The sequence below is a fragment of the Marinobacter maroccanus genome, from assembly GCF_002933275.1.
GTDB lineage: Bacteria > Pseudomonadota > Gammaproteobacteria > Pseudomonadales > Oleiphilaceae > Marinobacter > Marinobacter maroccanus.
On sequence record NZ_PSSX01000009.1, the window covers coordinates 16,999 to 36,104 of the forward strand.

Annotated in this window: 21 protein-coding genes; 6 read left to right on the forward strand and 15 right to left on the reverse strand. The window is 57.6% G+C overall.

Annotated features, from left to right (window positions below; genetic code table 11):
- Positions 1 to 219 precede the first annotated feature (219 nt).
- A complete protein-coding gene (locus tag KEHDKFFH_RS11345; RefSeq protein WP_104322035.1) occupies positions 220 to 1,341 on the forward strand; it encodes a PQQ-dependent sugar dehydrogenase in 1,122 nt (373 codons plus the stop codon).
- On the opposite strand, the gene KEHDKFFH_RS11350 is transcribed toward KEHDKFFH_RS11345, so the two are convergent.
- Positions 1,335 to 1,748: a GFA family protein gene (locus KEHDKFFH_RS11350; protein ID WP_104322133.1), complete on the reverse strand. Its 414-nt coding sequence runs from the start codon at positions 1,746 to 1,748 to the stop codon at positions 1,335 to 1,337. The two genes, KEHDKFFH_RS11345 and KEHDKFFH_RS11350, sit on opposite strands and share 7 nt — an antisense overlap.
- A gap of 121 nt (positions 1,749 to 1,869) precedes the next feature.
- Here KEHDKFFH_RS11350 and dkgB point away from each other — a divergent pair, with 121 nt between their 5' ends.
- Entirely contained in the window at positions 1,870 to 2,679 is an 810-nt protein-coding gene (gene dkgB, locus KEHDKFFH_RS11355; protein ID WP_104322036.1) for a 2,5-didehydrogluconate reductase DkgB, read from the forward strand.
- Here dkgB and KEHDKFFH_RS11360 read toward each other — a convergent pair.
- The 3 genes from KEHDKFFH_RS11360 to KEHDKFFH_RS11370 form a co-directional block, all read right to left on the reverse strand.
- Positions 2,648 to 3,325, reverse strand: coding sequence for a DUF6064 family protein (locus KEHDKFFH_RS11360; protein ID WP_146084205.1), 678 nt, complete (start codon positions 3,323 to 3,325; stop codon positions 2,648 to 2,650). The two genes, dkgB and KEHDKFFH_RS11360, sit on opposite strands and share 32 nt — an antisense overlap.
- Entirely contained in the window at positions 3,322 to 4,257 is a 936-nt protein-coding gene (locus KEHDKFFH_RS11365; RefSeq protein WP_241956483.1) for an aldo/keto reductase, read from the reverse strand. The genes KEHDKFFH_RS11360 and KEHDKFFH_RS11365 overlap by 4 nt, the downstream gene beginning before the upstream one ends.
- Before the next feature lie 194 nt (positions 4,258 to 4,451).
- Entirely contained in the window at positions 4,452 to 5,222 is a 771-nt protein-coding gene (locus tag KEHDKFFH_RS11370) for a glutathione S-transferase N-terminal domain-containing protein (RefSeq protein ID WP_104322039.1), read from the reverse strand.
- A 332-nt stretch (positions 5,223 to 5,554) separates the two neighbouring features.
- Between KEHDKFFH_RS11370 and dacB the strand changes: the two genes are divergently transcribed.
- Positions 5,555 to 7,060: a D-alanyl-D-alanine carboxypeptidase/D-alanyl-D-alanine endopeptidase gene (dacB, locus tag KEHDKFFH_RS11375; RefSeq protein WP_104322040.1), complete on the forward strand. Its 1,506-nt coding sequence runs from the start codon at positions 5,555 to 5,557 to the stop codon at positions 7,058 to 7,060.
- A gap of 48 nt (positions 7,061 to 7,108) precedes the next feature.
- On the opposite strand, the gene KEHDKFFH_RS11380 is transcribed toward dacB, so the two are convergent.
- Together KEHDKFFH_RS11380 and KEHDKFFH_RS11385 are read right to left on the reverse strand one after the other, a co-directional pair.
- Positions 7,109 to 8,584 (reverse strand): DUF4397 domain-containing protein, encoded by a 1,476-nt coding sequence (locus tag KEHDKFFH_RS11380; RefSeq protein ID WP_104322041.1) that lies wholly within the window; start codon positions 8,582 to 8,584, stop codon positions 7,109 to 7,111.
- Between the two features lie 95 nt (positions 8,585 to 8,679).
- Entirely contained in the window at positions 8,680 to 8,919 is a 240-nt protein-coding gene (locus tag KEHDKFFH_RS11385; protein WP_064227162.1) for a DUF2798 domain-containing protein, read from the reverse strand.
- 144 nt (positions 8,920 to 9,063) lie between these two features.
- Between KEHDKFFH_RS11385 and KEHDKFFH_RS11390 the strand changes: the two genes are divergently transcribed.
- The gene (locus tag KEHDKFFH_RS11390) at positions 9,064 to 9,942 is read left to right on the forward strand and encodes a DUF6279 family lipoprotein (protein WP_104322042.1); all 879 of its coding nucleotides are present in this window, start codon (positions 9,064 to 9,066) and stop codon (positions 9,940 to 9,942) included.
- Between the two features lie 60 nt (positions 9,943 to 10,002).
- Here the strand turns inward: KEHDKFFH_RS11390 and KEHDKFFH_RS11395 are convergent, their stop codons facing one another.
- From KEHDKFFH_RS11395 to KEHDKFFH_RS11415, 5 genes are all read right to left on the reverse strand, one after another.
- Positions 10,003 to 10,773 carry an SDR family oxidoreductase gene (locus KEHDKFFH_RS11395; protein ID WP_092030253.1) on the reverse strand — a complete coding sequence of 257 codons (771 nt, stop codon included), beginning with the start codon at positions 10,771 to 10,773 and terminating at the stop codon, positions 10,003 to 10,005.
- A gap of 17 nt (positions 10,774 to 10,790) precedes the next feature.
- On the reverse strand, positions 10,791 to 11,480 hold the full coding sequence (locus KEHDKFFH_RS11400; protein ID WP_104322043.1) for a histidine phosphatase family protein: 690 nt from the start codon (positions 11,478 to 11,480) through the stop codon (positions 10,791 to 10,793).
- Positions 11,480 to 12,544: a phosphotransferase family protein gene (locus tag KEHDKFFH_RS11405; protein ID WP_104322044.1), complete on the reverse strand. Its 1,065-nt coding sequence runs from the start codon at positions 12,542 to 12,544 to the stop codon at positions 11,480 to 11,482. Before KEHDKFFH_RS11405 ends, KEHDKFFH_RS11400 begins: the two co-directional genes overlap by 1 nt.
- Positions 12,545 to 12,595: 51 nt before the next feature.
- On the reverse strand, positions 12,596 to 13,414 hold the full coding sequence (locus KEHDKFFH_RS11410; protein WP_104322045.1) for an SDR family oxidoreductase: 819 nt from the start codon (positions 13,412 to 13,414) through the stop codon (positions 12,596 to 12,598).
- Between the two features lie 156 nt (positions 13,415 to 13,570).
- Positions 13,571 to 14,782, reverse strand: coding sequence for an acyl-CoA dehydrogenase family protein (locus KEHDKFFH_RS11415; RefSeq protein WP_104322046.1), 1,212 nt, complete (start codon positions 14,780 to 14,782; stop codon positions 13,571 to 13,573).
- A gap of 153 nt (positions 14,783 to 14,935) precedes the next feature.
- Here KEHDKFFH_RS11415 and KEHDKFFH_RS11420 point away from each other — a divergent pair, with 153 nt between their 5' ends.
- Positions 14,936 to 15,829, forward strand: coding sequence for a LysR family transcriptional regulator (locus KEHDKFFH_RS11420; RefSeq protein WP_104322047.1), 894 nt, complete (start codon positions 14,936 to 14,938; stop codon positions 15,827 to 15,829).
- Between the two features lie 3 nt (positions 15,830 to 15,832).
- Here the strand turns inward: KEHDKFFH_RS11420 and KEHDKFFH_RS11425 are convergent, their stop codons facing one another.
- Together KEHDKFFH_RS11425 and KEHDKFFH_RS11430 are read right to left on the reverse strand one after the other, a co-directional pair.
- Entirely contained in the window at positions 15,833 to 16,189 is a 357-nt protein-coding gene (locus KEHDKFFH_RS11425; protein WP_241956484.1) for a hypothetical protein, read from the reverse strand.
- Positions 16,190 to 16,218: 29 nt separating this feature from the next.
- Positions 16,219 to 16,989: an EAL domain-containing protein gene (locus KEHDKFFH_RS11430; protein WP_192875780.1), complete on the reverse strand. Its 771-nt coding sequence runs from the start codon at positions 16,987 to 16,989 to the stop codon at positions 16,219 to 16,221.
- A gap of 193 nt (positions 16,990 to 17,182) precedes the next feature.
- Between KEHDKFFH_RS11430 and KEHDKFFH_RS11435 the strand changes: the two genes are divergently transcribed.
- Entirely contained in the window at positions 17,183 to 18,337 is a 1,155-nt protein-coding gene (locus KEHDKFFH_RS11435) for an isocitrate/isopropylmalate dehydrogenase family protein (protein ID WP_104322050.1), read from the forward strand.
- A 7-nt stretch (positions 18,338 to 18,344) separates the two neighbouring features.
- On the opposite strand, the gene KEHDKFFH_RS11440 is transcribed toward KEHDKFFH_RS11435, so the two are convergent.
- Together KEHDKFFH_RS11440 and KEHDKFFH_RS11445 are read right to left on the reverse strand one after the other, a co-directional pair.
- On the reverse strand, positions 18,345 to 18,917 hold the full coding sequence (locus KEHDKFFH_RS11440) for a YceB family lipoprotein (protein ID WP_104322051.1): 573 nt from the start codon (positions 18,915 to 18,917) through the stop codon (positions 18,345 to 18,347).
- Positions 18,910 to 19,101, reverse strand: a complete 192-nt coding sequence (locus KEHDKFFH_RS11445) for a CPXCG motif-containing cysteine-rich protein (protein WP_064227151.1) — start codon at positions 19,099 to 19,101, stop codon at positions 18,910 to 18,912. The genes KEHDKFFH_RS11440 and KEHDKFFH_RS11445 overlap by 8 nt, the downstream gene beginning before the upstream one ends.
- Positions 19,102 to 19,106 lie beyond the last annotated feature (5 nt).

A 19,106-nucleotide genomic window follows, 5' to 3' on the forward strand; every position in this document is an offset into this window, starting at 1 on the left:
TCGATCATTTCCTGTTCGGGTGCCATTCCCTTTCCTCCCGTTTAACGTGAACCCATTGGATCCACTTTATTGCGAATCATTATTATTTGCAATAGCCGATCACTGATCCGTAATCCGGCGGGAGCCCTATACTCCTGGTAACGGGACCGCTGCTCGGCGAAGCCCGCTTCAACTGCTACTCTGAATGTTCAGACGGCACCGGTAAAAACGGAGGAACCAATGGGCATCTTCAAGCACCTTGTCCTGACAGGCAGCTTATTGCTGGTTGCCGCTCCCGGCATGGCGAACCAGACCTTTTCCTCCGAAAAAGCGGATTTCCGCCTGGAAACCGTGGCCCAGAATCTCGAACACCCCTGGAGCCTGGCATTTCTGCCGGATGGCTCCATGCTGGTGACGGAGCGGGAAGGACGGCTGCGAATGATCCGTAACGGTACGCTGTTGAGTACCCCTATCAGCGGGCTACCAGAGCTCGTCGTATCCGGCCAGGGCGGACTGCTGGATGTGATCCTGCACCCGGACTTCGGGCAGAACCAAATCCTGTTCCTGAGCTACGCCCACCGAAATCGGGACGGTATGACCACCCGGGTGGCGCGCGCCCGCCTGGGCGATGATCGCCTTACTGACGTTGAGGTCATCTTTGAAGCGCTACCCCGCTCCAACACAAGTCGGCACTTCGCGGGCCGCATGGAATTCGACCGGGACGGCAATCTCTACGTCTCGGTCGGCGATCGTGGCGACATGGATCGCGCCCAGGACGACGCTGACGATGCCGGAGGTGTTCACCGAATCACAACCGACGGCACCCCCGCGCCGGGCAACCCGTTCCTGGACACCAGCGGCGTCAACGATACCTTTTATACAATCGGCAACCGCAATATTCAGGGCATGACCATCCACCCGGAAACCGGCGAGATCTGGAGCCACGAACACGGCCCCCGGGGTGGCGACGAAATCAACATCATCCGGGCAGGCACCGATTACGGATGGCCGACAATCACCTACGGCATCGACTATTCGGGCCTGCCCATTACTGACAAAACCAAGAAGGAAGGCATGGCCCAGCCACTGCATTACTGGGACCCGTCCATTGCGCCCTCGGGCATGGCGTTCTATACCGGAGATCTGTTTCCGGAATGGCAGGGCGACCTGTTCGTGGGCGCACTCAAGATGCGCAAACTGGTTCGCCTGCGTATCCAGGACGGTGAAGTGACGGAAGAAGAAGATCTGCTGACCGATCTCGACGAACGGATCCGCGATGTGCGCATGGGCCCCGATGGGGCACTCTGGCTGCTCACGGATTCACCCCGGGGCAAGGTTTACCGGATGGTGCCGGCTCAGTGAGGGTCGTTGGTTCTTTCAGTCTTTTCGAACTGTGGCAGTTCGTCTGTGATCTCGAACCAGTCGGACTTTGACCCGACGAAGACGTGTTGGGCCGGCCCCTTGCCCAGGGGTTCGTTGATGCAACCGACTCTCAGGCGGAGAATCCCGGGAATGGCATCGACACGGCTGTAGAGCTGGCTGCCGCAACGGCTGCAGAAACCCCGGTACTTGCCGGGGCGTGATTCGAACTCGGTAATCCTGTCTTCGCCGGATACGAACCGGAACCGCACCTTCTGCACCGGCGCGCTGGCCGAGAACGCGCTGCCGTGGGCACGCCGGCACTGGCTGCAATGGCACAGGGCCACCGGGCCGAGCGGGCCATCGTATTGGAAACTGATATCGCCACACAGGCAACGACCGGTGTACATGGTCCGGGCCTCACTGCTTCGGTTCACTGGTTAATTCTCGCGGGATGATACCCGCGGGCCACTTGAAGAACCAGTCTGCCGGCACCACTTTAGAAACACATGATTCGCTAAGGAGGACATTATGTCATTCAGCGCACTTCCGAAAATCGGCATGGGAACCTTTCGGCTCAAGGGTAATGACGCCCGAGACGCCGTCAAGAGCGCCCTGTCGCTGGGCTATCGCCATATTGATACCGCCCAGATGTACGGGAATGAAGCGGAAGTTGGCGATGGCATTACCTCCAGCGGCATTCCGCGCCGGGAAATTTTTCTGACCACCAAAATCTGGTTTGACCAGCTGCACGCCAGCGATCTGATCAACAGCCTGCACGACAGTCTTGCGCGGCTGAAAACCGACCATGTGGATCTGGCCCTGATTCACTGGCCATCGCCCGGCGATGAAGTGCCCATGAAAGAATATCTTGGTGCCCTCAGGGATGCCCAGCGCGAAGGGCTGGCCGAGCACATCGGCATTTCCAACTTCACCTGCGCCCAGATGGATGAGGCGAAAGAGATCCTGGGCGACACACCCATTTTCACCAACCAGGTAGAGGTGCACCCCTTCCTCGCCAACCGCAAGGTCGTGGAGCATGCGCAGAAGCTCGGCATTACCGTTACTGGCTATATGCCGCTGGCAGTCGGCAAGGTGATGGAGGACGAAACACTGCAACGCATTGCCGGTGAGAGAAACCTGACGCCGGCCCAGGTGGCTATTGCCTGGGTGGCATCGAGAGGCGTTGTGCCCATCCCTTCGTCCACACGCCCGGGACACCAGAAGGCCAACCTGGAGGCGCTGGAGGTTGAGTTGAGCGAGGAGGAAATACGCGCGATTGACGAACTCGACCGTAACGAACGCATCGCTAATCCGGACTTTGCGCCGTCCTGGGACTGAGCCAGGAGCCTGCACCCACCAGAAACAGCGTAGCCATAGGGGCGACCAGCAACCACCAAGCTTGCAGCACCCAGAACATGGCCGCGCTGAACAGACTCCACAACACCAGCAGCGGCAGGTAAAGCCAGCGCCAGGGCCCGGTTATCACTGCAACAATCAGGGCACCGGCCGCTGCGGTGGTTCCGGGCGCGATGCCAAACAGCGCGAGCGCCTGCCACTGGCCAGACTCCGCTACGGCCAACCAGGGCAAACCACAAACCACGATCAGCCAGAGGGCAACAAATCGGCCAGATGGTAGCGCGGCCTCACGAACGCCACCGGAAAACATCGCGGCGGCAAGCAGAACCCCTTGCGCCACAAAGGCCCAGCCAAACCAAACCGCCGGCCAATTAATGGGGCCGAAATAGCCCACCAGAAAGCCATAGCCACTGACGGCCCAGGCAACCGCCATCAGCCCGACAGCCAGACGCCGTTCGAACCGCTTCTGCCTGAAAAGCAGAACAGGAATGCCAATGGCAGCAACCACCGCCAGCACCTGCCAGGGCCAGAGATCCTGGTTGATCCGAACAAACAGCCGCAGAAAAACCTGCGGCCCGAACATCACGAAATCCTGCAGCGAGTAGCTCAGCCAATCCGCGCCACTCACAGAGACCCCACGTAATCCGCCATCCGCTGGCGCTGATCGGCATCCGGAAGCGCCCCATAGAGTGCGCCCATGTTCTCCTTCATATGCTCGACCTTGCTCGTGGCCGGAATGGCACAGGTCACGGCCGGATGGGAAATGATGAACTTGAGAAAGAACTCTGCCCAGTTGCTGACACCGGCCTCCCCGGCCCAACCCGGTAGCGGCTCGGACTGGAACCGGCGAAACAGCGAACCACCCTGAAACGGCCGGTTAACGATCACCCCGATGCCCCGCTCCCGGGCCAGTGGCAGCAACCGATCCTCAACCTCGCGATCCAGCACGTTATAGGTCAGCTGCACGAAATCCAGTGGTTCCCGCTCCATGATCTGCGCAAACTCCCGGTGCCGTCGACCGTGGGACGTGGTGATGCCGATATACCGAACGTCACCGTTGGCCTTCATCTGCTTGAGGGTTTCAAGATGCCCTTGCCAACCCAGCAGATTGTGGACCTGCAACAGATCGAACTGATCCAAACCCCAGCGCCTGCCAGAACGCGCAGCCTCCTGCCGGGTTTCCGATTCGTCGCCGGTCCAGATCTTGGTTGCTGCAAAAATCCGGTCGTGGGCGTCCAGAGAATCCAGCGCCTCACCAATCACGTCCGCAGCGGTGCCGTACATCGGCGAACCGTCCACAACGGTCCCGCCCAGATCGAAGAAGGTTTTGAGGACTCTGGTACGCTGCGCGACCAGTTGCTCGTCGCCACCAACGTTGAAGGTAATCCAGGTGCCCATGCCGATCGCAGGGATGCTTTCGTTCGCTCCCGGGATCCGGCGCATGATAGGGGATAAAGAGGGTGTTCCCGACGTGTTTGCAAACAGCGACGGAGATTTCAAAGCGAGACCGGCAAGACCCGCATTGATAAGAAACTGTCGTCTACTGAACCAGTCAGCCATGTCTCCACTCCCACCACGACGAATTTTCATGCGAAAAGCACAAGGTGCCAAAGCGTGGGCGGGTCATCCCTTTGCCAGACCGTGGAGGGCCAGGGATGGCCCGACCGAGCCTACATGGAAGTATTTACGGCGTGTCTGGCAAAGGGATGACCCGCCCATGCGACCACTCGAGAGCTGACAGTCTTCGTCGCAGGTCAGTTCCCGTAATGGGCGTCGAGATATTTCAGAATACGGGCAGACTCTAACAGCCCTTCCCCGGTATTGGGGTCTTCAAGATAGGGCACCTGAACCCGCTTGTGCACCTGGAAAAACGCATCCCGCTTGCCACCGGGAATCGGCGTATAGGGCCCCGGCTTGATACGCTGCTTCGCCGGCCCGATTTCAGTCCAGTGCTCCTTGCCCAGATTGTGCAAGGTATAGGGAATTTCCAGTTCACAAAGCCGCTCACGCACCAGCCGAGAAAACGGGCTGCCCTCGAAACTCCATAGGTGTAACGGCTGCTCCGGACGCTTGCCCAGGGTGACACGCAGCCCCCGCATGGCACTGGTCACAGAAGCCACCGATCCCAGGACCGGCTGCCAGACCCGGCCACGATAGTAGGACGGCACCGACCGGCCTGCATATTGCCGGAACAGATACTCGATGATTTCCTCGGATTCGTACATGACCGTGCCCGTGTTCTGGTCCGCCAGCAACGGGAACTGTTGCCGACCTCCCAGCGACTCCGCCTGGGCCCGGAAAACCGAACCACCCTTCGGGCAGGGCCGGATGTCCACATCCAGATTCAGGGCCGTCAGGGCTTCACGAACACGGCGGCAGTACGGACAGCCCTCCATGTCGTAGAGCACAATGGGCTTTTCCGGCTGTGGCACGTTTTTAACCACCAGGCAACCGCGCCAGGCTGTGAGCGACGATGTAGCGACCGAACCCAGCACGTGGACATTATGAGACAGCATATTCGACATAAACAAACCTTCTGTTGGAGACCACGCCATTATCACGCAATCTGACGATTTTCCATTGGCTCCCGGGATCAGGCCCCAAGATCATTAAGTTTTGTCCACCTAACCCCATGATTCACAAGGGCACTTACATCGCGTCACAAAAATTCAATACAAACAACGACACTACTGCCAATTTTTAACGTCATGTAGAGCTTTTCTGCATAGTACAAACAGCCAGGATGGGCTATTGTTGAGGTATAAGAACTCACTGGATGGTGATCATGGTAATCCCGGGTATGCGACGCTCAGGCCCTGTAAGAGCAGAAAAACTGTGTCTTCGAATCAGACGCTCGATGCTGGCATCCCTCGTGGCCTTCACTGTGATGGCGGCTCCTTCCGTCGCAGTCGCCGAGAACGATGACTCCGGCTTCTCCGGCAATCGCCTCTGGACCAATCAGCTGAAGGATTACGCGCTTCAGTCCCTTCATAATGAAGATGCCATGAGCATGGCGGCCATTCCGCTGAATGGCCCCGGCATCAATCAGTACATCAATGCCGATGCACTGATGAGCCCGGGCTCCATCATGAAACTGGTAACCACCTTTGCGGCACTGGAGTTACTCGGCCCCAATCACCACTGGGATACCGATTTCCTGACCGACGGCGTTATGGCCGACGACACCCTCAAAGGTAATCTCTACGTCCGCTTTGGCGGCGACCCGAAGCTCACCATCGAACGGCTCTGGACAACGCTGAGCGAGCTGCGCAGCATGGGGATTACCAGAATTGAGGGCGACCTGATTCTTGATGGCACCTACTTTCAGGTTGACGGTGGTTTTCCTGCGTTTGAAGACAACGGCGACAACCCCCACGCGCCCTTCCTGGTAGAGCCGTCCGCGTATCTGACCAACCTCAACCTGATGCACTTTCAGGTGCGGGCCGATGAGCGCGGCACACAGGCCTGGAGTACGCCCTCCCTGGGTGAAGTCGTCATCGATAACCGCGTGGTTGCCACCGCCGAAGGCCCTTGCCCGTCACGAAGAAACTTCGAATGGGAACCCATTATTCATGAAGAGCACCGGGTGACCGTTCGGGTAACCGGCGAACTGCCCCAGGGCTGCCGAACCACCACCTACCTGTCGCTGCTGCCCCATGAACAGTACAGCGCCTCATTGATTCGCTCCTTGCTGGCGGAACTCGGGGTCGTGGTCTCTGGCGGCGATCTCAATGGGGTTACGCCGGAAGACGCTCGGCTGGTAATGAAAACCACCTCGCCGGATCTGGTAACCATGGTGAGGGATATCAACAAGTGGAGCAGCAACGTCATGGCTCGCCAGCTGTTGCTCACCATTGGCGCCGAGAACCGCCTGGAAGATGAGAACGATGATCGGGTTGCCGGCATTCGTGTGATCTATGACTGGCTCGAAGACAAAGGCATCAACACCGCCGGCATGGTGATCGACAACGGCGCGGGCCTCACCCGACATGGCCGCATTACCGCCCGCCAGGGTGCACAAATTCTGCAGCATGCCTGGAACAGCGCCTATTCCGCAGACCTGATGGCCTCCATGCCCATTATCGCTATGGATGGAACCATGGCACGCCGCCTGCGCAATACCGGCATGGATGGTGAGGGCCGCATCAAAACCGGTTATCTGGAAAACGTGAGGTCGATCGCCGGATTCACCCGCGATGCCAATGACACCACCTGGGCGGTAGTGGGGATGGTCAATAACGATCCTGCCTGGAACGGCCAGGCCGTGCTGGACCGGATTCTGTATTCGCTGCATTTCCGGCCACCGACGGGAACCGCCATTTCACATGCCGACTCCGGCACTTCTGAAACCAGTATTCAATAAAAAGCCCCGGCCGTGGCCGGGGCTCATTCAAAGCGTTAACAACACGCTTTACTGGGGCTGACCTACGAAGTCATCGAACAAGATAAGCCCCAACGCTTGCAACGCCGGATCTGCATTATCAGGATCCGCATCCCGCGCAACCACTGTGTAGACTCCACCTGCATTCAGCTCAACACCTTCGGCGGTAATCGCCGGTGTACCAGTGCCTGCCGGCGCAATGTAAACGTTATAGGTGCCATCCGCTATCGGCAGGTAATCTGTTACGGCTTTGAAGGGCACGTCTGACAGAGCCGGATCAGCGTTACCAATACCGTCCTGAGTGCCCGGTACCAGATAGATGTCGACATTGCCGGCGGCAGCGGACGCGTGAACAATTCTCAGAGAGGCTTGGGTCGCGATGCTGCGAACAGTATCCTCTGCGACGAGCGCTTCGATGTTATCCAACTGCCCAACCGCAAGAACGCTATAGCCTTGACCGTTGACAAGTGGCAGTGTCTCGTCAATGACAACCTGCCCACCACTGAGCATGGTTCCAGCAGCCGCTACCCGAACTCGGGTATCCCCGGCCGGCAAAGCAGCATAGCCATCAAGGAAGGCGAACGGAGAAACACTGCCGAACGTTATGTCAGACAGTGCCGCCGGACCTGTTTCGCCAACAAAAACGTCAACGTCAGGTGCGTTGGAAGATGCATGCACAACGCGCACGCCGGCGTCTTGGCCTGCATCGAAAATTTCGGCAACATTACTGCCGTTAAGTACGACTAAGCTGATCGGGCTTGCATCGCTATTGGCGCCAGTATTGTCAACGGCGCCAACCAGAAGATCAGAACCTGCCGGCAAGCCAATCTGCCCGCTGTCGTAAACAACGGTGTCTGAACCTGCAGGGGTAACCCGAATCTGATAGTCGTCTGAGGCAGGAAGCTCCAGCGGACCTACACTTTCTTTGAAGGAGAAACTGAAGGTAGCTTCGGCAGGAAGCGGATCGCCGGAAGCGGTCACATATACATCCACTGGACCAGCGGCAGCGGTCTGCGCCTCGGGTGAAAGATGGACAACCCTCAAGCGCGCGCTGTTGGCATCATCACGGGCGCCATCATCGGTCAGAATCAGAGGTTCGATGGTCTCGTCGCCAACTTTACCAACTGCAATGACGTCGTAGCTGGTATCGGAACGAAGCGAAACCCCATCTGCAGAGATCACTGTCACAGTCTCACCGCCCGGGAGCAATCCGTCGACAGCAATATCAGCAACTCCAGCACTCGGCGTCAAAGCAGCGGCCTGCTTATAATCAGCACCGGGGACGACAACATCACCGTTCACCCGTACATTCACCGCAGGTGCATCCGAAGATGCATGCAGGACTCGGACACTGGTGGTTGCTGGATCATCATCGTCATCAAGCCAACACCCGGACAGCATGACACTGCTCGCCAAAACCATCGGTAAAGCGTATTTTGTATTCATTGTTTCAACTCCCCACTTGTAGAGGTTGTTTACCAGGATTTGAGTGGTTCGAACCTGCACAAATTCAGTCCTTGAATCATGCGTCAAAGCATTTACGGGGAGTCAGAAAGAACGGATTTGCATCTTTTAACATTTAAGCTTACATGTGTACGCAATCAGTCAAGTCTGCGCATGGTGAACTCCGTCATCTTCCCGGCAAGCGGCGCGATGAAGGTCACCAGAGGGAAGGCGACGGCCCAGGCGACCAGGAAAGCCGGTCCCCATCTGTAATGGAACTCACTGTCGATGCCCGTATTGATGAAGGTGATCACCCCGGACATCAGCAGGGACATGATTCCGGACATGTAAAAGCCGAAAATCAGCTGGCGTAGACGTGAAAGTCTCATTTTGCTCATGACTTCTCCTGAACAATGCTCCAGCGTTACTCGGAGCAGCATCTGAAAGGCGTGATATGTCGTACACTGATATCTATCAAAACCAGAATGATAGTGAGCTTGCAATCTTTTTTCGATAGGCCTTTTTATCAAGACAGGTGAGCCATGGATACCGGTCAAGAGAGCACAACCAGTTTTGCCAAGCCCTTTGTTCTCATTCTGGTACTGGCGTTTGGCCTGGCTGGTTGCAGTTCGACCAAGCTCGCTTACCGATATGCAGACTGGGGCATTGTATGGTGGGTTGAAGACTATGTTTCGCTTACCGCCGATCAAAAGCAGCGGCTTAATAACGATATTGAGCAACTCCGGCAATGGCACTGCAGTGCCGAGCTGCCCCGTTATCAGGCCTGGCTGGATGAACTCGAGTCTGACATATCCAACAACCCGCCCGATCAGGCCACTGTAGAATACCATCAGCAGCAACTTTTCAGTTTCTTCCCGAGTCTTCTGGAACGGGCAGCCCCGGTCGCAACAAACCTTCTCTCCAGCCTGAGCGATGAGCAGGTACAGGAGTTGGCGGACAACATGGCGCAAAGCCAGCGGGAAATGGAAGAAGAATTCCTGGCCGATTCCCCTGAAGCGACAGCCGAGGCCCGGGCCGAGAGAACCGCAGAGCGGGTTGAGCGTTGGCTGGGGAAGCTGAACAGTAAGCAACGAGACATCGTGCGGCAATGGTCTGCCAATCGGGCCGCCCAGACTGAAGTCTGGCTGCAGGGGCGCAGGAACTGGCAACTGGCACTGCTGGAGATATTGGAGGGAAGAGACGAGCCGACGTTTGAGGCGGAACTGGAATATCTGATTCTCAATTCCGAGGAGGTGCGGGGCGAGGCCTACAAAGCCATGATGGCGGAGAGCCGCGTAGCCATGGCGTCCCTGATGCATGATCTGATTCTTGCGGGTGACAATACAACACTGGCCCATCTTCAGAATCGGGCAGGAGAGCTCAACAACGACTTTGAAGCATTGACCTGCTCGCCGGCCTGATCGCCGAGACCGTTTGAAAGTGGGGTCAGATGAAGGCTTTCATCTGACCCCTGATTAGCCTCAGACGGTCAGGTAACCGCCGTCCGCATTGATGCAGGCGCCCGTGGTATAGCTGGAGGCATCAGAAACCAGGTACAGCACGGTACCTGCCATTTCACCTGGATCCGCTACACGCTTCATGGGGATGTGGGCCATGGCCTGCTTCTTGATGGCTTCGTTGGTGGTCAGAGCACTGGCAAACTTGGTATCAGTCAGCCCCGGCAGCAGCGCATTCACGCGGATTTTCTGCTGACCCAGCTCCATGGCAAAGGATTTGGTCATGGAAATCACCGCGGCCTTGGTGACCGAGTAAATGCCCTGGTAATGGCCCGGATTAACACCGTTCACGGACGCCACGTTCACAATCGAACCGCCACCGGCTTTCTTCATCATCTGGGCGCCGCGGGCGCACATGAAGAAATAGCCGCGGATATTCACATCCACGGTCTTGTTGAACGCACCGAGATCGGTGTCTTCCACCGGTCCGAAGTACGGATTCGCCGCAGCGTTGTTCACCAGAATGTCCAGCTTGCCGTGGGTCTGTTCAATGTGCCCCCAGATACTTTCGATCTGATCCATATCACCGATGTGGCAGGCGTAGGCTTCGGCGCTACCGCCGGCATCCCGGATGCTGCTGGCAACGGCTTCGCAACCGTCAATCTTGCGGCTGCTGACAATCACGTGGGCACCATACTCGGCCAGGGTCCGGGCAATGCTCTCGCCAATGCCGCGGCTGGCACCGGTAATCAGGGCAACCTTGCCAGTCAGATCAAACAGGTTCTTGCTGCTCATTCGTTCACCTCAATTCACTATCGGAATGTCACCAGGGCGGGGTCATCCGCTTCCAGGTGGCTGTAGTTATTAAAAACGGCCAGGCTGCGCCGGGGGCCTGAATACAGGACCCGCGACACGCTGGTGTTGGCGATCACCTCGTTCAGGCCCAGTGCCCGGGCATCATCCAGGCCAAGCAGATGCTGGGCGATTACGGAAATCGGTCCACCGGAGGTCGCCACCAACACGTCGCCGCCATCGGCGTACTCAATCATCTCCTCGAAGGCCGCCAGAACGCGGGCCTTGAAGTCCGGCCAGCTTTCCTCGTACTCATGGTCATACTCGCCTGAGGCCCAGCGATGCACAGCGTGCACAAAGGCCTCCTGAAACGCCTTGGCCGGCTTGGGGAACGCCTTGAGATCCCGCGCCATCACCGCGCGATCACTCCACTCCGGGCGGTACCGGGCCACCACGGTGGTGTGGTCAAACTCGTTGAAGCCGGGGACTACCTGCATGTCGGGCAGTTTGGCTCCGTACCCGGTGGCGATGGCTTCCACGGTTTCACGGTGGCGCTCCAGATCGCCCCCGAAAATCGCCGCCGGTTCAACTTTGCCAGCCAGCCAGCGGCCAAGCACCCTGCCCTGCTCCCAGCCGGTGGAAGAGAGTTGGTCATAGTTCTCCTTCCCGAAACTGGCCTGGCCGTGACGAACCAGATAAATCGTCGCCATTACAGGGAGCTCTCCGCAATCAGGCGCTGACAGCGCTTCTCAAGGTAATTGGCGGCGTGCCCAAAGGCAGCGAAACGCTTGTCTTTAGTCTGGCCATGATAGAACCGGTAATAGATCTGCTGGATGATAACTGCCAGCCGGAACAAGCCGTAGATCTCATAGAAGTCGAAGTTATCGACCTTGAAGCCGGACTGCTCCATGTAATACGCCACCACTTCCTTGCGGGAGAGCATGCCCGGGCGATGGGTCGGTTGTCGGCGCAGCATCTGGAACGGGCCTTCATCATCGGCCTCAATCCAGTAAGCCAGGCTGTTACCCAGATCCATCAGCGGATCGCCGATGGTGGCCATTTCCCAGTCCAGCACGCCGATTACCTCGAACGGGTTGTCCGGATTCAGCACCACGTTGTCGAAGCGGAAATCGTTGTGGATCACCACCTGGGCAATGTCCTCGGGCATCTTGTCGTTGAGCCAGCTCATGACCTGCTCGAAGTCGCCCACATCATCGGTGCGGGCCTTACGAAAACGGTCACTCCAGCCGCCAATCTGGCGCTGAACGTAGCCCTCGCCCTTGCCCAGCTTGTCCAGGCCGGCTGCTTTGGCATCCACACGGTGCAGATCTACCAGCTTGTCGATCACGTTCAGGCAAAGCTTGCGGGTATCGGCTTCACTAAGCTCAAAATCCTTCGGAAAGTCCTGGCGCAGGATGATGCCCTTCAACCGTTCCATCACGTAGAAATCGCAACCCAGCACGTCGTGATCATCGCAGATGGCGATAATGTTGGGCACGTAGGGATAGACGGGCTTGAGCGCCCGCATGACCTTCGCCTCACGCAGCATGTCGTGGGCAGACTTGGCAATCTTGCCGAACGGCGGCCGGCGCAGCACATAAGACCGATCACCGTAGTCCACCTGATAGGTCAGATTTGAGGCGCCGCCCGGGTATTGACGAATCTCAGGCTCGCCTTGCAGGTCCGGGATCGCCTCTTTCATGAACCGGTCTACGGCGCCGGTGTCCAGCTCCTCGCCTTCCCGGATGTCCACGGCCTCGTCGATCTGGGTCATTCAGGACTCTCCTTTTGAATCTTCAGTTAAAGACAGTTAAAAACAGCGCCCTCAGGCCTTGCTGCCACCCATCTTGCTCATCCAGCGCTTGCTTTCCTGATGCATCAGCCAGTCGAAAGCCTTGGGCGCATGACGCTTGAGCATCCACATACGGCGCTCCTTGGCGTGGGGCAGTACCCAGAAACTCTTGTTCTCCACCGACCGAAAAATATCCTCGGCTACGTCCTCGGCGGTTACCGTGGAACGCTTCATCAGCTTGTTCACATTCTGCTGAATGCCGGGAATGTCTGAACGCATGCTGCTGGTCAGATTGGTCTGGAAAAACGCCGGGCACACACAGCTCACATGAATACCGGCATCCCGAAGCTCCTGACTCAGGGTTTCAGACAGGGCAATCACCCCAGCCTTGGTAACATTGTAGCTATCCATCAAAGGCGCCAGCATCAGCCCGGCCATAGAAGCCACATTCACGAACGCCCCGGAACCCTGCTGCTTGAATTGAGGCGTGAACGCCTTGCAACCACGAACCACACCCAGCACGTTGATATCGAGAATCCACTCCCAATCCGCCATAGTGGTATCTTCAATGGAACCGGCAGAGGCAACGCCAGCGTTGTTCACCACCACATCAACGCCACCCCATTTTTTCACCAGATCATCGCGGACTTTCTCAAAATCGGTCAGGCGGCGAACATCGCATTCGACGTAGTAGCCCTCGCCGCCAGCTGCGGTAATCTCTTTCTCCACGCCAACGCCCTGCTCCGGATTGATGTCGCCGATGCAGACTTTGGCGCCTTCTCTGGCGTAACGCAGTGCAATCGCCCGACCGAGACCGCTGGCGCCGCCGGTGATGAATACTCTTTGTGTCATGGTGATTCCCGTTGTATCGATTTTTAGTCAGCTTAACTCACAGGTATACGAGAGTGGGCGGGGCTGGCCTTCTGAAACTGTGCGGAGCCAAGCGTACATGGACGTATTCACAGCGTGTTTCAGAAGTCCAGCCCCGCCCGCTCCGGCACCGAGCTATCAGTTCTTGTACTTTCGCAATTCAAGACGAGCCACCATAGCCCGATGCACCTCATCAGGCCCGTCGGCCAGGCGCAAAACACGAGCATAGGCAAACAGCTGCGTCAGCGGGAAGTCGTCATCACTGACCCCGGCACCACCGTGAATCTGAATGGCCTGATCAACAATGGTCTGCAGCATGGACGGAATCACCGCCTTGATCATGGAGACTTCCTGAAGCGCCCCCATGATGCCCTTGGTATCCAGTGCCCAGGCGCATTTCAGTGTCAGCAGCCGCGCCTGCTCAATGGCCATGCGGGCATTGGCAATGATATCCGGATTACCGCCCAGCTTGGCGATCGGCCGCCCGAAGGCTTCCCGAGTGGTGGCACGCTTGATCAGAATCTCCAGTGTGCGCTCCGCCGCACCGATCGCGCGCATGCAATGGTGCACACGGCCTGGCCCCAGACGGCCCTGGGCAATCTCGAACCCGCGGCCCGGACCGGCAATGAATGCGCTCTTGGGCAACCGAACGTTATCGAACAGCACCTCACCATGGCCGTAGGGCTCATCGTATTCACCGAATACCGGCAGCATACGCTCGATCTTGACGCCCGGAGTGTCCAGCGGCACCAGCACCATGGAATGGCGGCGGTGTTTGTGGGCGTCCGGATCCGTCAGGCCCATGAAGATGGCGACCTTGCAGTCGGGGTGCCCGATACCGGTGCTCCACCATTTGCGACCGTTCAGAACCACTTCGTCGCCTTCAACTACGGCGGTGGCTTCCATGTTGGTTGCATCGGAAGAAGCAACCGCCGGCTCGGTCATGCAGAACGCGGAGCGGATCTCACCGCTGAGCAGCCGGGGCAGCCACTCGGCCTTCTGCTCTTCCGAGCCGTAGTGGATCAGCACTTCCATATTGCCGGTGTCCGGCGCGTTGCAGTTGAAGATCTCCGGCGCAATAAAACTGCGCCCGGTTTCCTCGGCAATCAGGGCGTAGTCTGAGTTCAGCAGGCCGCAGCCGTATTTTTCGTCCGGGAAGAACATGTTCCAGAGGCCCTGGGCCCTGGCTTTTTCCTTCAGCTCCCGAATGATCGGCAGCACAACCCAACGGTTATCCAGGGAGGCAAGCTCCTTGTGGTACTGCTCTTCAATTGGAAAAATCTCATCCTTCATGAACTGTTTCACGCGGTTGAGATAATCCTGGCCTTTCTCGGAAATATTGAAATCCATCGCCGTCTCCTCGCTAACGGTTGCACGGTGGCGTGCACGGAATAATCACGTTGAGACCAGTCTAGGGACGACTTAACTATTACGCGACTGAATTATTCTTATCGTTTATTATTAACCAAACTTATTCCAAAATTCGCAAGAACGGACCCGCTCATGGCCCTCAACCGCCTGGACCTGAACCTGCTGCACGTATTCGACACCATCTACCGGGAAGGAAGCCTGACCCGCGCGGCCAGGGCACTGCATCTGACACAGCCTGCGGTCAGTCACTCGCTGTCCCGGCTCCGGGACCATTTTGATGATCCTCTGTTTACCCGCCAGGGCAATCAGATGGTGCCAACGCCCCTGGCCCGGCGCTTCCTCGAATCCATGCGACCGGGCCTCACCCAGATCCAGGGCGCGGTAAACCAGTTTCATGCCTTTGATCCGGCCACCCAGCGCAAAACCTATTCACTCGGGTTGCGGGACATCCTGGAATCCACCTTCCTGCCTCGCCTGATGGCGCGTCTGGACGCCTACCCGGAACTGGAGATCGTCAGTCAGCGGATTGCGCGGCGTGATATGGAGACGCAACTGGCGGCAGGCAAACTCGATTTTGCCGTGGATGTGCTTTTGCCCGTGAGCAACCAGACTTCTCACGAACTGCTGCGGCGCGACCGGCTTGTGGTTCTGGCCCGGGAAGGTCATCCCCTGGCCACAGAGGTTCTGGATATGGAGGGGTACCTGTCGGCAAAGCACGTGCTGGTGTCGTCACGGACCGAGGGGCCCGGAATTGAGGATTTCGAGCTATCGAGGCTGGGGGTTCAGCGCAGCATCCGGCTAAGGTGCCAGCATTACTACGCCGCTTGCAGAGTGGTGGAGGACACCGATCTGCTGCTCACCATGCCGGAAGCCTATGCCCGCATCATTGCCGAGCGGGCCAATATCCGGATCATGGATCCGCCAGCGGACCTGCCGTCCATCGACGTTCACCTTTATTGGCACAAGGCTTATGAGAGAGAGCCGGCGCTGATCTGGTTCCGGCAGCAGTTGAAGGCGATCAGTTGAGAATCAGTACGCCCCGACAAGCATCAGGAAACCGAAAAATCCGATAGCCGTGATGCCCAGGGAGGCCACGACGATGCCAAGCCCCCACAAGACAGCGGCGCCATCGGATACTTCAACATCGTGGCCCCTGAGGGTTCGGTAGAAAGCCCATGGGCCCAGGACGAAAGCACCGACGACTGCAAAAACCAACCCGACGCTAATCCCGGCAAAGGTCCAGGTAGCGAGAACCATGGCGCGGTCTTTTACCTGATCAGTAACGCCGTGGTGCTCCAGAAATTTCTTGCAGAAAAACCAGATCAGGGCGAACAGGATGATGACAAAAACCAGTCCGCCAACAATGGTGATCATTCGGTATAGCAAGATGTCGTTCCTATCGGTTCAGGGGCAGCTTATGCCGGAAACTCGGGCTCCGGTAGGCATTCAAATCCCGGTTTGGCAAACAGGTAGCCCTGGTAGAGGTTAATACCCTGCGAGCGCAACCAGAAGTACTCTTCCTTGGTTTCGACACCCTCAGCGATTATTTGGCCGCCAAGCTGGTTCATCATGGTAATAATCCCGGCCACTACCGCCTGTTTGTTGGGCTCTACGTGAATATTACGAACCAGAGCCATATCCAGTTTAAGAAGATTTGGGGGACTGGCCATCATAATGTTGTAGCGGGAGAATCCGGCACCAAAATCATCGATGGCAGTGCTGAACCCCATCTCCTGGTAGGCCTCAATAATCGACGCCAGATGTTCAACAGACGTAGACGTCAGGTTTTCGTCTTCGGTCAGCTCAAAGATTATCTTGCGAGTATCGAAACTGTAGGTCTTCGCTGCAGCGAGCGTGGTCCGGATGCAGTACTCCGCCCGGTAGACCGCGTTCGGCATGAAATTGATGCTGAGCATCGTATCCATGCCCAGCTTGGCAGCGAGCTTGACCGCTTTGACACGGCATACCTGGTCGAATGCATAGCGGTTCTGGTCATTCACCTTGGAGAGAACGCTCAACGCACCCTCGCCTTCAGTGCCTCGCACCAGGGCTTCATAGGCGTAAACAGACTTGTTTAGAACATCGACAATGGGCTGGAACGCGAAGGTAAAGGAGAAGTCCAACCCCGCTCCACAGGCACATTGCTCACAATGAGACTCATCAAATAATACGGCGGGTTGGTTCACTTCAACTCCTGACTTCACTTCTGGCGGTTTTACAGTGTCAATAAGACGTATTTTCAATCCAATATAGCTTCGAACCCCTCTCTGGTAAAACCACTTTTTGGTTAAAGCGTGTCAAACGGTGGCATCCCCTGTTTACATGACTAAACTGGGGTTTGTCGTTTATACGTGTCTGTCCACAAAAGGAGTTTCCCGAATGGCCCAATCTACCCGTATCGCTGTAACCCCGGGCGACGGCATAGGCCCCGAAGTGGTGGCCGAGGCTGTGCGCTGCCTGGAAACCCTGCGCGCGAAACACGGCCTGGACATCGAGTGGACGCGTTTCCCCTGGCCCTCCCACGCCTGGCACGAAGAGCATGGAGAGTCCATGCCGGCGGATGCCCTGGCGCAGTTACAGAAGTACGATGCCATTCTGTTGGGCGCCCTCGGCGATCCGGGCCCCATGGACGATCCGGACCGCTACCTGCTACCGGACAGTATCTCTCTGGCACCCCTGCTGGACATGCGCAAAGGGTTCGACCAGTGGGTCTGTGAGCGCCCGGCCCGGCTTCTTCCCGGTGCCCGCCAATACCTGGCGGATGAGCGCGCCAAGGACATCGACATGCTGGTGATTCGGGAAAACTCGGAGGGTGAGTACGTGAGCCAGGGTGGTCGGTTGCGCAAGGGCACGCCAGACGAGGTAGCCACCCAGATGGAGGTGTTCACACGCAAGGCAACCGACCGGATCATCCGTTACGGGTTTGAACAGGCCCGAAACCGCGCGGCAGATCGGGTAAAGGAAGGTCGGACGCGAACATTCCGAACCCTGGATGGCCGCACCTGCGAAAGCCAGGTTTGTCTGGTCACCAAACGCAATGCCTTGCGCTACTGGGGCGATATGTACACCGAGGCCTTTGACGAAATCAGCAAGGAATACCCGGATGTGGCCACACACCATGAGCTGGTAGACGCAGCCTGCATGAAGTTCGTACAAAGCCCCTGGGCATTCGACGTGGTGGTGGCCAGTAACCTGCAGGGCGACATCCTGACAGACTTGGCCGCGGTGCTGTCAGGCGGCATGGGGGTTGCGCCTTCCTGCAACCTGAACCCCACCGATCCTGATATGCCTTCTATGTTCGAACCCACCCACGGCAGTGCTCCGGACATCGCCGGACAGGGCCTGGCGGACCCCACCGCCATGCTATTCACCGCCGCCCGCATGCTCGAATGGCTGGGGCGCAAAGATCCCGCCGTTGCCGCCGCGGGCAAAGAACTGTTCGATGCAGTGGCTGCAGATCTTGCCGAAAATTCCGGTACCCGGCGAGGTACCCACGAAATCGGCTCTGCGATCTGCGAGAGGCTGTCTCAGTAAATCAGGGCTACTGGTCGGCCATGACGAATTCAAGTCGGCCAGGCGCCACCCGCACATCCACAGGCATCATACCGAACATACGCTGGGCGAAGTCGGTTTCGTCCAGCCGATACACCGGCATGGTCTCCAGCATCTGGGCCACGAGCCGCATCACCGTATCGGTTACAGGCTTCAGATCCCCTTTGAAGAAGGGAGAGTCAATACTGCTCTCCAGAAGCTGCAACCGTCGTATGAAAATGGCTTTTTCAGCGCTGTCGTAAACCGGCGCACCCTCAACCTTCAAGGCAATATCTACGGGCAACTTCGCCATCAACGCATTCAGGGCAACCTGCCCCCTCAAATCAATCACAGCCACGTCCCGGCCATCGAGCCCCAGGGTAATGTCTGCATCATCGAGACTCAGACTCAGCGGTGACCCGCTGTTCAACTGGTTGCGATCAAATTCACGCACCACATCCTGGAGATGCCTTTCCAGCTCACCTTCGGAAATCGAATAGGGCGACAGACTGGCACAGCCGCTGGCGAGCGCCAGCATCAGGACCAGTAGCGCCCGAAAGAGATACAGCGGCGTTTTATTCATTTTCAGCACGGGCCTCCACTTGAGGCGTCAGATTGTCGTCAAAAACCACGTGCAACAGGATGGGCCTGCAACAGACCTGGCAATCCTCGACATACTCCTGTTCCGGCACTGAGGGGTCGACGCTGATATCCAGCGTCTCCCAGCAGTACGGGCACTGAATCAATACCGAGTCCAGGGCTGACATGGCAT

Bases quoted from the DNA above. Each gene is read 5' to 3' on its own strand.
- KEHDKFFH_RS11405 (WP_104322044.1), bottom strand. From the start codon at position 12,544: ATGACCCAGATCGACGAGGCCGTGGACATCCGGGAAGGCGAGGAGCTG.
- KEHDKFFH_RS11395 (WP_092030253.1), bottom strand. From the start codon at position 10,773: ATGAGCAGCAAGAACCTGTTTGATCTGACTGGCAAGGTTGCCCTGATT.
- KEHDKFFH_RS11350 (WP_104322133.1), bottom strand. From the start codon at position 1,748: ATGTACACCGGTCGTTGCCTGTGTGGCGATATCAGTTTCCAATACGAT.
- KEHDKFFH_RS11390 (WP_104322042.1), top strand. From the start codon at position 9,064: ATGGATACCGGTCAAGAGAGCACAACCAGTTTTGCCAAGCCCTTTGTT.
- KEHDKFFH_RS11410 (WP_104322045.1), bottom strand. From the start codon at position 13,414: ATGACACAAAGAGTATTCATCACCGGCGGCGCCAGCGGTCTCGGTCGG.
- KEHDKFFH_RS11445 (WP_064227151.1), bottom strand. From the start codon at position 19,101: ATGTCAGCCCTGGACTCGGTATTGATTCAGTGCCCGTACTGCTGGGAG.
- dacB (WP_104322040.1), top strand. From the start codon at position 5,555: ATGCTGGCATCCCTCGTGGCCTTCACTGTGATGGCGGCTCCTTCCGTC.
- KEHDKFFH_RS11385 (WP_064227162.1), bottom strand. From the start codon at position 8,919: ATGAGCAAAATGAGACTTTCACGTCTACGCCAGCTGATTTTCGGCTTT.
- dkgB (WP_104322036.1), top strand. From the start codon at position 1,870: ATGTCATTCAGCGCACTTCCGAAAATCGGCATGGGAACCTTTCGGCTC.
- KEHDKFFH_RS11415 (WP_104322046.1), bottom strand. From the start codon at position 14,782: ATGGATTTCAATATTTCCGAGAAAGGCCAGGATTATCTCAACCGCGTG.
- KEHDKFFH_RS11400 (WP_104322043.1), bottom strand. From the start codon at position 11,480: ATGGCGACGATTTATCTGGTTCGTCACGGCCAGGCCAGTTTCGGGAAG.
- KEHDKFFH_RS11370 (WP_104322039.1), bottom strand. From the start codon at position 5,222: ATGTCGAATATGCTGTCTCATAATGTCCACGTGCTGGGTTCGGTCGCT.
- KEHDKFFH_RS11440 (WP_104322051.1), bottom strand. From the start codon at position 18,917: ATGAATAAAACGCCGCTGTATCTCTTTCGGGCGCTACTGGTCCTGATG.
- KEHDKFFH_RS11345 (WP_104322035.1), top strand. From the start codon at position 220: ATGGGCATCTTCAAGCACCTTGTCCTGACAGGCAGCTTATTGCTGGTT.
- KEHDKFFH_RS11365 (WP_241956483.1), bottom strand. From the start codon at position 4,257: ATGGCTGACTGGTTCAGTAGACGACAGTTTCTTATCAATGCGGGTCTT.
- KEHDKFFH_RS11435 (WP_104322050.1), top strand. From the start codon at position 17,183: ATGGCCCAATCTACCCGTATCGCTGTAACCCCGGGCGACGGCATAGGC.
- KEHDKFFH_RS11420 (WP_104322047.1), top strand. From the start codon at position 14,936: ATGGCCCTCAACCGCCTGGACCTGAACCTGCTGCACGTATTCGACACC.